The 13,076-nt window shown below is 67.0% G+C and carries 12 protein-coding genes; 5 read left to right on the forward strand and 7 right to left on the reverse strand.

Annotation, left to right across the window (positions count from 1 at the left end):
• Window positions 1–90 precede the first annotated feature (90 nt).
• Together P7644_RS14850 and xdhC are read right to left on the reverse strand one after the other, a co-directional pair.
• On the reverse strand, window positions 91–1,299 hold the full coding sequence (locus tag P7644_RS14850) for a urate hydroxylase PuuD (RefSeq protein WP_404300019.1): 1,209 nt from the start codon (window positions 1,297–1,299) through the stop codon (window positions 91–93).
• Between the two features lie 203 nt (window positions 1,300–1,502).
• A complete protein-coding gene (gene xdhC / locus P7644_RS14855; protein WP_404300020.1) occupies window positions 1,503–2,330 on the reverse strand; it encodes a xanthine dehydrogenase accessory protein XdhC in 828 nt (275 codons plus the stop codon).
• 131 nt (window positions 2,331–2,461) lie between these two features.
• Between xdhC and P7644_RS14860 the strand changes: the two genes are divergently transcribed.
• Window positions 2,462–2,926 (forward strand): hypothetical protein, encoded by a 465-nt coding sequence (locus P7644_RS14860; RefSeq protein WP_404303222.1) that lies wholly within the window; start codon window positions 2,462–2,464, stop codon window positions 2,924–2,926.
• Window positions 2,927–2,929: 3 nt separating this feature from the next.
• Here P7644_RS14860 and uraH read toward each other — a convergent pair whose 3' ends face one another.
• Complete coding sequence (gene uraH / locus P7644_RS14865; RefSeq protein WP_404300021.1) at window positions 2,930–3,280, reverse strand: hydroxyisourate hydrolase; 351 nt, start codon at window positions 3,278–3,280, stop codon at window positions 2,930–2,932.
• A 135-nt stretch (window positions 3,281–3,415) separates the two neighbouring features.
• Between uraH and ggt the strand changes: the two genes are divergently transcribed.
• Window positions 3,416–5,188 (forward strand): gamma-glutamyltransferase, encoded by a 1,773-nt coding sequence (gene ggt, locus P7644_RS14870; RefSeq protein WP_404300022.1) that lies wholly within the window; start codon window positions 3,416–3,418, stop codon window positions 5,186–5,188.
• 66 nt (window positions 5,189–5,254) lie between these two features.
• Here ggt and glxR read toward each other — a convergent pair whose 3' ends face one another.
• The 3 genes from glxR to gcl are packed head-to-tail and all read right to left on the reverse strand — an operon-like array spanning window position 5,255 to window position 8,844.
• Window positions 5,255–6,169, reverse strand: a complete 915-nt coding sequence (gene glxR / locus P7644_RS14875; protein ID WP_404300023.1) for a 2-hydroxy-3-oxopropionate reductase — start codon at window positions 6,167–6,169, stop codon at window positions 5,255–5,257.
• Window positions 6,170–6,223: 54 nt separating this feature from the next.
• Window positions 6,224–7,024, reverse strand: a complete 801-nt coding sequence (gene hyi, locus P7644_RS14880) for a hydroxypyruvate isomerase (protein WP_404300024.1) — start codon at window positions 7,022–7,024, stop codon at window positions 6,224–6,226.
• 29 nt (window positions 7,025–7,053) lie between these two features.
• Entirely contained in the window at window positions 7,054–8,844 is a 1,791-nt protein-coding gene (gene gcl / locus P7644_RS14885) for a glyoxylate carboligase (RefSeq protein WP_404300025.1), read from the reverse strand.
• 109 nt (window positions 8,845–8,953) lie between these two features.
• Here gcl and P7644_RS14890 point away from each other — a divergent pair, with 109 nt between their 5' ends.
• Window positions 8,954–9,871: a LysR substrate-binding domain-containing protein gene (locus P7644_RS14890; protein ID WP_404300026.1), complete on the forward strand. Its 918-nt coding sequence runs from the start codon at window positions 8,954–8,956 to the stop codon at window positions 9,869–9,871.
• A gap of 103 nt (window positions 9,872–9,974) precedes the next feature.
• Here the strand turns inward: P7644_RS14890 and P7644_RS14895 are convergent, their stop codons facing one another.
• Window positions 9,975–11,297, reverse strand: a complete 1,323-nt coding sequence (locus tag P7644_RS14895; protein ID WP_404300027.1) for a glycerate kinase — start codon at window positions 11,295–11,297, stop codon at window positions 9,975–9,977.
• Between the two features lie 117 nt (window positions 11,298–11,414).
• Here P7644_RS14895 and P7644_RS14900 point away from each other — a divergent pair, with 117 nt between their 5' ends.
• Complete coding sequence (locus tag P7644_RS14900; RefSeq protein ID WP_404300029.1) at window positions 11,415–12,095, forward strand: GntR family transcriptional regulator; 681 nt, start codon at window positions 11,415–11,417, stop codon at window positions 12,093–12,095.
• Entirely contained in the window at window positions 12,092–13,051 is a 960-nt protein-coding gene (gene puuE, locus P7644_RS14905; RefSeq protein ID WP_404300030.1) for an allantoinase PuuE, read from the forward strand. Before P7644_RS14900 ends, puuE begins: the two co-directional genes overlap by 4 nt.
• Window positions 13,052–13,076 lie beyond the last annotated feature (25 nt).

Consider the following 13,076-nt stretch of genomic DNA (forward strand, 5'->3'; position numbering starts at 1 on the left):
TCTGCCACCACGGCCAGCACGCTCATAAAAAAAGAGCTGCCAGCGCTTGACTGGAAAGCGCTGCAGCCCTTTTTCACTAAAAACCCCTAGTCAGGGCGTGACCGGCGCCCCGCCCTCGTACCAGCGCTTGACGGTATCGACCTCCTCGGCCGACAGCGCGCCCGGGTTGCCGAAGGGCATCTTGCGCAGCTGCACCACCTGCTGGTAGACCTGCTGGGCGTGGCCCTTGACCTCCTCCGGGGTGTCGAACTTCACGTTCTTCTGCGCCACCGTACCGCCGCTGTGGCAGACCACGCAGTGCTTGTCCATGATGACGCGCACCTGGGCATAACCTGCGGGGGCTTGCATCGCAGCGGCCTGCGCGGCTTGGGGCACGGGCCTGAGCCAGCCCAGCACGCCCAGCAGCAGCACCACGCCCACGGCCGCATAGGGCCAGGGATGGGCATTGCGGCCCAGCTTGAAGCCATGGCGCATCACGAAGAACTGGCGGATGGCGGCGCCGGCGAACATCATGAGGATCAGCACCAGCCAGTTCTGGGGGTGGTTGTAGAGCCAGCCGTAATGGTTGGAGAGCATGGCGAACAGCACCGGCAGCGTGAAGTAGGTGTTGTGCACGCTGCGCTGCTTGCCGCGCTTGCCGTGGATCGGGTCCACCGGCTGGCCGGCCTTGAGCGCCGCCACCACCTTGCGCTGGCCAGGAATGATCCAGAAGAACACGTTCGCGCTCATCGAGGTGGCCAGCATGGCACCCATCAGCAGGAAGGCCGCCTGGCCGGGGAAGATGTGGCAGGCGAGGTACGCCGCGATGCACACCAGCACCAGCACGAGGGCACCCACGATGGCGTCGCCATTCTCCTTCTGGCCGAAGACCCGGCAGATGGCATCGTAGAGCAGCCAGAACACCACCAGGAAGGCCAGCGCCGCGACGATGGCCATGGAGGACGACATCAACGGGTTGCTGGGGCTTACCAGGTAGATGCCGGCATTCCACAGGTAGGACACGGTGAGCAACGCAAAGCCGCTGAGCCAGGTGGTGTAGCTCTCCCAATAGAACCAGTGCAGGTGGTCTGGCAGTTTCGGGGGCGAGACGTTGAACTTGACCGGGTGGTAGAACCCGCCGCCATGCACGGCCCAGAGTTCGCCATTCACGCCCTGGCGCTTGAGGTCTTCATCTACCGGCGGCGTGAGGCTGCTGTCCAGGAACACGAAATAAAAGGACGATCCCACCCAGGCGATGGCGGTGATGACATGCAACCAGCGCAACAGCAGGTTGGCCCAATCCAGAAGGTAGCTTTCCATGGTATTTCCAACTCGGCAGCGCGCATGCGCCGCCTGCAAGCTGCTCACCACTGCGGGTGCTCTGAGCAGAAAACAATGGGCCGCGCACCTTGGCATGAAGCTACCGGGACACCGCTGCGACCAGTTTTGTGGACATTAAGTGTATGCAATTTTTGCCGCCAACTCCACGCGCCGGCACCCGGGATTTCCCCAGGCTGATGGCTTCAAGCCGCTTGCAGCCGCTGCAGCAGCTGTGCCGCCACCGCCACGGCGATCACCTCGGGCTCTTTCCCCGTGATGCCGGCAACGCCTATGGGGCAGGTCACATGGGCCAGCTCCGCGCCGGAAAACCCGCGCGCCTGGAGGCGGTGCGAGAAAGTGGCCCATTTGGTGCGGCTGCCTATCAGGCCGATGAAGGGCAGGTCGCCACGGTCCCGCTGGCGTGCCAGGCAGGCGGCCACGATGTCCAGGTCTTCCGCATGGCTAAAGCTCATGATGAGCACGAAGGACTGGGGTGCCAGCAGGGGCACGGCGGCCTGCACCGGGTCCGAATGCTCGCACAAGGTATAGCCATCCACCTGCGGCGGAAACACGCCATCGCGGCTGTCTATCCAGTGCAAGGCGAAGGGCAGCGGCGCCAGCGCACGCGCCAGCGCATGGCCCACATGGCCGCCGCCAAACAGGGCCACCGGCTGCAGCCGCGGCGCCAGGCGCTGGCGCAGCGCCGGGACATCGGCCGCAGTCACGCATTCAAAGCGCAAATGCACCACACCACCGCAGCACTGGCCCAGGCTGGGGCCCAGTGCCTGGCGCAGCACGGCCGCTCGCGCCGGCCGGCCTGCCAGGTGGTCGGCCAGGCGCAAGCGCGCCTCCTGCATGGCCTGCAGTTCCAGATGACCGCCGCCAATCGTGCCCAGCGGGTCTGACTGCCCTGCGCACAGGGCCATCCAGGCCCCGGTCTCACGTGGCACCGAGCCTTGGGTAGACTCCACCGTCACCAGGCAGGCGGGTGCGGCCTGGATACGCTCCAGCAAGCAATTCAATACCTTCACTCGCTCTCACCTCCCCAGATTCCTTGCGCGCCAGCCACCGGCGGCGCAGCATAGCCAAACCCACCATGTCCCGAGAAGCCCCGAACACCCCACCCCAGGCCAAGCGCTCCTGGTGGCAGCCCGCCGGCCTCATGGCCCTGGTGGCAGCCATTGTCGCCGCATGCAAATCCGGCCCCCAGGCGCCATCGCCGCAAGACGCTCAGCCAGCGCGCAGCGACCAGCACCCCGCCGGCTCCGCGACGGGCCCGGTGCGCAGTTCGGCCGCCACCACGCCACGCGCCTATCGCCGGGACGCGGCCGGCCACATCTACGGGCTGAACGCGCAGCGCATCTACAAGGGCAAGCTGCCGCCGCTGCTGTACGCCATTGGCGTGCTGGAGGTGGACATAGACCGCAGCGGCCGCGTGTCCGCCCTGCGCTGGATGCGCGCGCCACGCCATGCGCCCGAGGTGGTCAAGGAGATCGAGCGCACGGTGCGCGCCGCGGCGCCCTTCCCCGTGCCCGCGCATATGCAGCGCGTGACCTATACCGACACCTGGCTGTGGGACAAATCGGGCAGTTTTCAACTTGATACGCTGACCGAGGGGCAGCTTTGAGCTTTAAGAGCCGCGGTAGGTGGAATAGCTCCACGGGCTGACCAGCAGCGGCACGTGGTAATGCTGGTCGGTATGGGCCACGCCAAAGTCCAGGCTGACCTGGTTCAGGAAATTGGGCTCGGGCAGTTGCACGCCGCGCGCCTTGAAGTAGGCGGCCACGTCGAAAGTCAGGCGGTAGGTGCCGGCCTTGAGGCTGTCGTTGTCAAACAGCGGCGCATCCGTGCGCCCGTCGTGATTGAGCACCAGGCGCTTGATCAGCGTGGCCTGCTCGCCCTGGGTGGAATACAGCGCAACCGCCATGCCCGCAGCGGGGCAGCCATGCATGGTGTCTAGAACGTGGGTGCTGAGGCCCATGGATATCTCCTGAATCGTTGGCCGCGCCAGGCTGGATGATGATGGCGCCAGGCAAAGTGTATACAAATTTTGTACGCGCTTGTCAGCATCCCATCAGGCGTTTACCCTGCTGTCCCTAACCACCAGGAGACACAGATGCACTTTCGTTCGACCTTGCTCGCTGGCAGCCTTGCGCTGGCCCTGGCCAGCCTGGTGGCATGCAGCAGCCCGCAGCCACTATCGCCCCCCGCGGCGCAGACCGGCGCCGCACAGGCCGCCGCCGCGGCCTACGACTTCGGCATGGACGTGTTCCACCCTGTGGCGGCCAGAAACGGCATGCTGGCCAGCGAGCAGGCACTGGCCTCGCACATCGGCCTGGAGGTCCTCAAGAGCGGCGGCAACGCCGTGGATGCCGCCGTGGCCATGGGCTTCGCGCTGGCCGTGGCGCTGCCCAATGCGGGCAACCTCGGCGGCGGCGGCTTCATGATGGTGCACGACGCCAGGACGGGCCAAAGCGTGGCCCTGGACTTCCGCGAGGTGGCCCCTTCCCAGGCCACGCGCGACATGTATCTGGACGCCAAGGGCAACGTCATAGACGGCAAGTCGCTCTACACCCACTACGCCGTGGGCGTGCCGGGCACGGTGGCCGGCATGGAGCACGCCTTGAAGCGCTGGGGCACGCTGCCGCTGTCCAAGGTGGTGGCACCGGCCGCGGCGCTGGCCGAGAAGGGCTTTCCGGTCAGCGAGACCCTGGCCAAGGTCCTGCAGCAGGAGCAGAAAAACATGGGCCGCTGGCCCGCCACCCAGGCCATCTTCTGGAAGAACGGCCGGCCGCTCCAGCAGGGCGACACGCTGGTGCAGAAAGACCTGGCCCAGTCGCTGCGGCTGATCGGCGAACAGGGCGCCAAGGCCTTCTATGAAGGCGCGATCGCGCAAAAGATCGCGGCCGAGATGGCGCCGCACGCGGGCGCCATCACGCTGCAGGATCTGAAGAACTACAAGGTGGCCGAGCGCGAGCCCGTGCGCGGCAGCTACCGCGGCTACCAGATCGTGACCATGCCGCCGCCGTCCTCGGGTGGCGCGCACCTGGTCCAGATCCTGAACATGATGGAGCGCTGGCCCATGAACCAGTGGGGCGCCAACAGCGCCAACAGCGTGCATTACATGGCCGAGAGCATGAAGCTGGCCTACGCCGACCGCGCCGAGTACCTGGGCGACCCGGACTTCGTGAAGGTGCCGCTCAAGGGCCTGACCTCCAAGGGCTACGCCGACCAGCTCGCCGCCGGCATCCACCCCACCCAGGCGCGCACGGCCAGGGACATCAAGCCCGGCAAGCCCCAGCCCTACGAGAGCGACCAGACCACGCACTACTCGGTGGTGGACAAGGCCGGCAACGCCGTGGCCGTGACCTATACGCTGAACACCAACTTCGGCAGCGGCATCGTCGCCCAGGGCACGGGCATCCTGCTGAACAACGAGATGGACGACTTCTCGGCCAAGCCCGGCGTGGCCAACGCCTACGGACTGGTGGGCGGCGATGCGAATGCCGTGGCCGCGGGCAAGCGCCCGCTGTCGTCGATGACGCCGACCATCGTGCTGAAAGACGGCAAGCCCTGGCTGGTCACCGGCAGCCCCGGCGGCGCGCGCATCATCACCACGGTGCTGCAGACGGTGGTCAACAGCATCGACTTCGGCATGAACCCCTTTGAAGCCGCGGCCACGCCGCGCTTTCACCACCAGTGGACGCCCGACGAACTGCGCATAGAGAAGGGCTTCTCCAACGACACGCTGGCGCTGCTGCGCCAGTGGGGGCACAACGTGGCGCTCAAGCCCTCGATGGGCCGCACGCAGACCATACAGATCCGCGACGGCATGCTCTACGGCGCATCCGACCCGCGCAACCCGGACGGCCAGACACTGGGCTATTGAAGCGCGGTCGTCCGTAACAAAAAGGCCGCGCTCAACGGGCGCGGCCTTGTTTGTGCGGGGCAAGGCTCAGGAGGGAGCCTTCTGGCCGACCTCGAAGTTGGCCATCGTCTCCAGCGCGCGCACCATGCCCGAATGGTCCCAGCCCGCGCCGCCGTGCGCCACGCAGGCGCTGAAGAGCTGCTGCGCGGTGGCCGTGTTGGGCAGGGCCACGCCCAGCTCCTTGGCGGCGGACAGGGCCAGGTTCAGGTCCTTCTGGTGCAGCGCGATGCGAAAGCCCGGCTCGAAGGTGCGGCGGATCATGCGCTCGGCATGCACCTCCAGGATCTTGGACGAGGCGAAGCCGCCCAGCAGGGCCTCGCGCACGCGGGTCGGGTCGGCGCCGGCGCGCGAGGCGAACAGCAGCGCCTCGGCCACGGCCTCGATGTTCAGCGCCACGATGATCTGGTTGGCCACCTTGGCGGTCTGGCCGTCGCCGTTACCGCCGACCAGGGTGATGTTCTTGCCCATGCGCTCGAACAGGGGCTTGACGCGCTCGAACACCGCCTCGGGACCGCCCACCATGATGGACAGCGTGGCGTTCTTCGCGCCCACTTCGCCGCCCGAGACCGGCGCATCCAGGTACCGGGCGCCCACGGCTTCTATGCGCCGGGCGAAGTCCTTGGTGGCCACGGGCGAGATCGAGCTCATGTCCACCACCACCTTGCCTTGGGCGCCCTTCAGGCCCGCCGCCACGCCGTCCTCGCCGAACAGCACCTGCTCCACGTCGGGCGTGTCGGGCAGCATCAAAAAGACGATGTCGGCACGCTCGGCCACGCCGCGCGCCGTGGTGCATTGCGTGGCGCTGCTCTCGGCGATGGCGGCCGGCACCTTGCTGCGGGTGTGTATGAAAAGCTGGTGGCCGGCGGCAATCAGGTGGCCGCACATGGGCGCGCCCATGATGCCCAGGCCGATGAAACCCAGCTTGAGGGGCGATGCGTTCATGGTGTTTTCTCCTTGTCTCTTTGAATAATCAAAATTTGTAGCTTCTGACGCTTATCAGGCATGCGTTAAAGCCTTTTTTCCTGCTATTTTTTCAAGCCAGACCAGACCGGATTCGGTGTCCCTGGCCGGCTTGTATTCGCAGCCCACCCAGCCGCCATAGCCGATGCGGTCCAGGTGCGCGAACAGGAAGGGGTAGTTGAGCTCTCCGCTGCCGGGCTCGTTGCGCCCGGGGTTGTCGGCCAGTTGCACATGGGCAATGCGCGCCAGGTGCTTTTGCAGCGTGTTGGCGATCTCGCCCTCCACGCGCTGGGCGTGGTAGATGTCGTACTGCACAAAGGCGTTGTCGGCGCCGACCTCGTCCAGAATGGCAACCGCCTGGTCCGTGCGGTTCAAGTAGAAGCCCGGGATGTCGAACGGGTTGATGGGCTCGATCAGCAGGCGCAGGTTGGCCATCTTCAGCGCCGCCGCGGCAAAGCGCAGGTTGTCGACAAGGGTGCGGCGCAGCACGGCCGCATCCACGCCGGCGGGCGCCTTGCCGGCCAGGCAGTTGAGCTGCGGCACGCCCAGGGCGTGGGCATAGGTCACGGCCTTGGCCACGCCGGCGCGGAATTCATCGACGCGCCCGGGATCGCAGGCGATGCCGCGCTCGCCGGCGTCCCAGTCGCCCGCGGGCAGGTTGTGCAGCACGATCTTCAGGCCGGTGGCGTCCAGACGCTCCTTGATCTCCTGCGCCGCAAAGGCGTAGGGGAAGAGAAATTCCACGGCTTCAAAGCCGGCCTGGGCGGCGCGCTCGAAGCGTTCGAGGAACGGCACCTCGGTGAACAGCATGCTGAGGTTGGCGGCAAAACGGGGCATGGGAAAACTCCAGTCAAAAAGGGAAACGATCAATCCAGCATGGCCAGGGCGCTGGGCACATCGGCGCCGCTGTGCGCCAGCTCTTCGAACTCGACGATGTTGTCGATTTCGGTGCCCATGGAGATATTCGTCACACGCTCCAGGATGCACTCGATGACGACGGGCGTCTTGTACTCGGCCATCCAGGCCTCGGCCTGCTGCATGGCGGGGGCGAAATCCTCGGGGCGGTGCACGCGGATGGCCTTGCAGCCCAGGCCTTCGACCACTTTCACATGGTCCACGCCGTAGCCGCGCGACGCTTCGCCCTCTTCCATGTTGATGTTGTCGAAGGCCAGTTGCACGCAGTAGTCGATGGAGAAGGCGCGCTGCGCCTGGCGGATCAGGCCAAGATAGCTGTTGTTAACCAGCACATGCACATAGGGCAGCTTGAACTGCGCGCCCACGGCCAGCTCCTCGATCATGAACTGGAAGTCGTAGTCGCCCGACAGGGCCACGATCCTGCGCTGCGGATCGGCCACGCGCACGCCCAGGGCCGCCGGCACGGTCCAGCCCAGCGGGCCGGCCTGGCCGCAGTTGATCCAGTGGCGCGGCTTGTACACATGCAGGAACTGCGCGCCGGCGATCTGCGACAGGCCGATGGTGGACACATAGGTCGTGTCCTTGTCCAGGTTGCGGTTCATGCACTGGTAGACGCGATGGGGCTTCATCGGCACGTTGTCGTAGTTGGTCTTGCGCAGGTATTCCACGCTGTTCTTGCGCCCCTGGCATTCGGCCACCCAGGGGCCGCGGTCCTTGAGCCTGCCGGCGGCCTTCCATTCGCGCGCCACCTCGACGAAAAGCTTGAGCGCGGCGCCGGCATCCGAGACGATACCGAAGTCTGGCGCGAACACGCGGCCGATCTGCGTAGGCTCGATGTCCACATGCACGAACTTGCGGCCCTTGGTGTAGACCTCGACCGAGCCCGTGTGCCGGTTGGCCCAGCGGTTGCCGATGCCAAGCACAAAGTCCGACGCCAGCATGGTCGCGTTGCCATAGCGGTGGCTGGTCTGCAGGCCGCACATGCCGGCCATCAGCGGATGGTCGTCGGGGATGCTGCCCCAGCCCATGAGCGTGGGAATCACGGGCACGTTGAGGACTTCGGCCAGCTCGACCAGCAGGTCGGACGCATCGGCATTGATCACGCCGCCGCCCGAGACGATCAGCGGGCGCTCCGATGCGTTGAGCATTTCAATCGCCTTCTCGGCCTGCCTGCGCGTGGCGGCGGGCTTGTAGGCGGGCAGCGGCTCGTAGGTGTCGATGTCGAACTCGATCTCGGCCAGCTGCACGTCGATCGGCAGGTCGATCAGCACCGGTCCGGGGCGGCCCGAGCGCATCAGGTGGAAGGCCTGCTGAAAGGCGCGCGGCACCTGGGCCGGCTCCAGCACCGTGGTCGCCCACTTGGTCACGGGCTTGGCGATCGACGCGATGTCCACGGCCTGGAAATCCTCCTTGTGCAGGCGCGCGCGCGGCGCCTGGCCGGTGATGCACAGGATGGGAATGGAGTCGGCGCTGGCCGAGTACAGGCCGGTGATCATGTCCGTGCCGGCCGGGCCGCTGGTGCCAATGCACACCCCGATGTTGCCAGCCACGGCGCGGGTGTAGCCCTCGGCCATGTGGCTCGCACCCTCGACGTGGCGCGCCAGGATGTGGCCTATGCCGCCATGCGCCTTCATCGCCGCGTACAGCGGGTTGATGGCCGCGCCAGGCACGCCGAATGCCACGCTCACGCCCTCCTTTTCCAGCACGCAGACCGCGGCCTCGATCGCTTTCATTCTTGCCATCGGTTCATCTCCTTGAAGTTGGAGCAACTTTAGGCAAGCCGGGGCGGCAGCGGAAGGCGGCTGCAGGCCATAAAATTTATTCCATACAGGAATGAACAGGAGACAGGCCATGGACAGGCTCGATGCCATGCAGATGTTCGTGCGCGTGGTGGAGACCGGCAGCTTCACCCAGGTGGCGCGCGAATTCGCCACCACCCAGCCCACGGTGACCAAGCAGATCGCGGCCATGGAGGCGCGCCTGAAGGTGCGCCTGTTGAACCGCAACACGCGCGGCGTGAGCCTGACCGAGCCGGGCACGCTGTACTACGAGAAATGCAAGGCCATCGTGAGCGACGTGGCCGAGGCCGAAAGCGTGGTCCAGGTGCGTCAGCACCAGGTGCAGGGCCAGCTGCGCGTGGGCAGCTCGGTGGCCTTCGGGCGGCGCGTGGTGGTTCCGCTGGCGCTGGAATTCATGCAGCACAACCCGCAGGTCGAGCTGGACCTGAGCTTCGAGGACCGCTACACCGACCTGGTGGCCAACGGCATCGACGTGGCGCTGCGCCTGGGCAAGCTGGCCGACTCCAGCCTGGGCGCGCGCACGCTGGGCGTCAATCCCTGGGTGCTGGTGGCCTCGCCCAATTACCTGAAGAAGCATGGCACGCCGCGCCGCCCCTCGGACCTGAAGGAACACGCCACGCTGATCTACAGCAGCGTGCAGGGCAACGACCTCTGGCGCCTGCGGGGCGCCAGCGGCGAGGCGGTCTCCGTGCCGGTGACGGGGCGGCTGCGCTCGAACAACCTGTCGGCCCTGCTGGCCGCCGCGCGCGCGCACATGGGCATCGCCGCCCTGCCCTGCTACGTGGCGCACGAATCGCTGAAGGCCGGGCGCGTGGTCGAGGTGCTCAAGGCCTGTCGCCTGCCGGAGCAGGAGATCCACGCCGTCTACCCCTCGCCGCGCCTGGTGCCGCAGAAGGTGCAGGCCTTCATCGCCTTTTTGCAGGGGCGCTTCGGCAAGGACTGGTGGGAACAGCTACCGCGCAGCGGCTGAAATCCGCTCACGCGGATCGAAAAAAAGAGAGCAGATGCCGCTTGCCACGCTTAAGATTCCACTCATTAGCGCTATCAAATGACCGCAGTACAAGCGCCAGTCGCTACAGAATCAAAAGCGCCCGGAAGTCGTTCACATTGGTATTCGTCGGCCCCGTGAACACCAGATCGCCCAGCGGCTCGAAGAAGCCGTAGGCGTCGTTGCGGTCCAGGTGCTCACTGATGCGCCGGCCCGCGGCGGCCGCGCGCGCCAGCGTGTCGGGCGCCACGCGGGCGCCGGCGTTGTCCTCCACGCCGTCGATGCCGTCGGTGTCGGCCGCCAGCGCCCACACGCCCTCCTGGCCCTGCAGCGCCTGGGCCAGGCCCAGGCAGAACTCGCCGGCACGCCCGCCACGGCCCCGGGGCGTGCCGGTGGCCTGCGGACGTATGGTCACCGTGGTCTCGCCGCCCGACAGGATCACACAGGGGCGTGCGAACGGCTGGCCGCGCTGGGCCACGGCGCGCGCCAGCGCGGCATGCACCTTGCCCACCTCGCGCGACTCGCCCTCGATCTCGTCGGACAGCACATGGGCGGCGATGCCGGCGGCGCGCGCCGCCGCGGCCGCGGCCTCCAGCGACTGCCGGGGCGTGGCGATCAGGTGCACCTCATGGCCGGCAAAGCAGGCGTCGCCCGGCTTGGGCGTTTCCAGCGCGCCGGACTGCAACGCGGCGCGCACGGCATCGGGCACGCCGATCTGGTAGCGGTTCAGGATCGCCAGCGCATCGGCGCAGGTCGAGGCATCGGGCACCGTGGGGCCGCTGGCGATGATGGAGGGGTCGTCGCCGGGCACGTCGCTGATGGTCAGCGTGACCACCTTGGCCGGGTGGCAGGCCGCGGCCAGGCGCCCGCCCTTGATGCGCGAGAGGTGCTTGCGCACGCAGTTCATCTCGCCAATGGCCGCGCCGCTCTCCAGCAGGACCTTGTTGATGCGCTGCTTTTCTGCCAGGTCAATGCCATCGGCCGGCAGCGTCAGCAGGGCCGAGCCGCCGCCCGAGATCAGGCACAGCACCAGGTCGTCCTCGGTCAGGCCTTCGGTCAGCGCCAGGATGCGCTCGGCAGCAAGCAGGCCGGCGGCGTCGGGCACGGGGTGGGCCGCCTCGACGAGCTCGATGCGCTGCGCCAGTCCCTCGGGGCGCGGCGGGACATGGTGGTAGCGCGTGACCACCAGGCCCGACAGCGGCGCATCCTGCGGCCACAGGGCTTCGAGCGCCTGGGCCATGGAGCCGCCGGCCTTGCCCGCGCCCAGCACCAGGGTGCGGCCCTTGGGTACCGGCGGCAGGTGGGCGGCCATGCTGTGCAGCGGCTGGGCGCGCTGCACGGCCACGCGGTACAGGTCGAGCAGGAAGGCCCGGGGGTCGTTCAAAGAGGGGGCTGGCGTTGCATGCATGCGTGTCGTCTCCTGTTCCTGGTTTTCCTGGAATCGTAGCCGGATGGCGGGTTTTTCCCAAGCATAGTCCACAGAAAGTGTATACAAATACTGTCACCAAAGGCTATCATGGCGTCCATGGAAACCACCTCCACCACCGATTTCATCGTCGACAACCTGACCCGCGCCATCGTCGAGCACCGCCTGCAGCCCGGCACCAAGCTGGCCGAGCAAAAGCTGGCGGACCATTTCGGCGTCTCGCGCACGCTGGTGCGCCAGGCACTGTTCCAGTTGTCGCAAAACCGGCTGATCCGCCTGGAGCCGGCGCGCGGCGCCTTTGTCGCCACGCCCTCGGTCGAGGAGGCACGCCAGGTGTTCGCCGTACGCCGCATGCTGGAGGCGGAGATGGTGCGCGCCTTCATGGCGCAGAAAACGCCGGCCAAGATCCGCGCGCTGCGCCAGCACATGGCGGCCGAGCAGAAGGCCATGGACCGCGAGGACGTGGGCCAGCGCACCGAGCTGCTGGCGGACTTTCACGTGCGCATTGCCGAACTCATGGGCAACGAGGTGCTGGCCCAGTTGCTGGGCGAGCTGCTCTCGCGCTGCGCCCTGATCACGCTGATGTACCAGTCCACCACGGCGGCCGCGCATTCGCATGAAGAGCACGAAGCCATCGTCACCGCCCTCGCGGGCGAGGACACGGATGCCGCCGTGCTGCTCATGAAACAGCACCTGGACAACGTGCAGGCCGGCCTGGCCTTCGACCGCCAGCTGCCCAGCAACGACCTCTCAATGGCCCTGTCCTCCGTATCGCCATGACCTACGACGCCTGCGCCCCCTACCCCCGCGACCTCATTGGCTACGGCCGCCGCACGCCCCACCCGCACTGGCCGGGCGGCGCGCGCGTGGCCGTGCAGTTCGTGCTGAACTACGAAGAAGGCGGCGAGAACTGCGTGCTGCACGGCGATGCCGCCAGCGAGCAGTTCCTGTCCGAGATGTTCAACCCCGCGGCCTATCCCGAGCGCCACATGAGCATGGAGGGCATTTACGAATACGGCGCGCGCGCCGGCGTTTGGCGCCTGCTGCGCGAGTTTGAAAGGCGCGGCCTGCCGCTGACCGTGTTCGGCGTGGCCACGGCCCTGCAAAAACACCGCGAGCTCGCCCAGGCCTTCCACGAGCTGGGCCACGAGGTGGCCTGCCACGGCCTGAAGTGGATCCACTACCAGGGCGTGCCCGAGGAGGTCGAGCGCGCCCATATGGCGCAGTGCCTGGAGATCTTCGGCGAGCTCTACGGCCATGGCGGCGACCACGGCCTGGGCTGGTACACCGGGCGCGACAGCCCCAACACCCACCGCCTGGTGGCCGACGACGGGCGCTTTGCCTACGACAGCGACTACTACGGCGACGACCTGCCGTTCTGGATGAAGGTGGGCAGGAGCGACGGCGGCACGCACCACCAGCTCGTCGTGCCCTACACGCTGGACGTGAACGACATGCGCTTTGCCCTGCCCCAGGGTTACTCGCACGCCGACCCGTTCTTTCAGTACATGAAGGACACGTTTGATGTGCTCTACGCCGAGGGCGACCCGGCCGGCGACAACGCCCCCAAGATGATGAGCATCGGCATGCACTGCCGCCTGCTCGGACGGCCCGGCCGGATCACCGCGCTGCAGCGTTTTCTGGACCACATCCAGGCGCATAACAAGGTCTGGATCTGCCGGCGCATCGACATTGCGCGCCACTGGGCGCAGCGCTTCCCGCAGCCCACCATATAAGACAAAACAGCCTCCAGCGCTTTAC

The organism is Alicycliphilus denitrificans, from assembly GCF_044792555.1.
GTDB lineage: Bacteria > Pseudomonadota > Gammaproteobacteria > Burkholderiales > Burkholderiaceae_C > Alicycliphilus > Alicycliphilus denitrificans_A.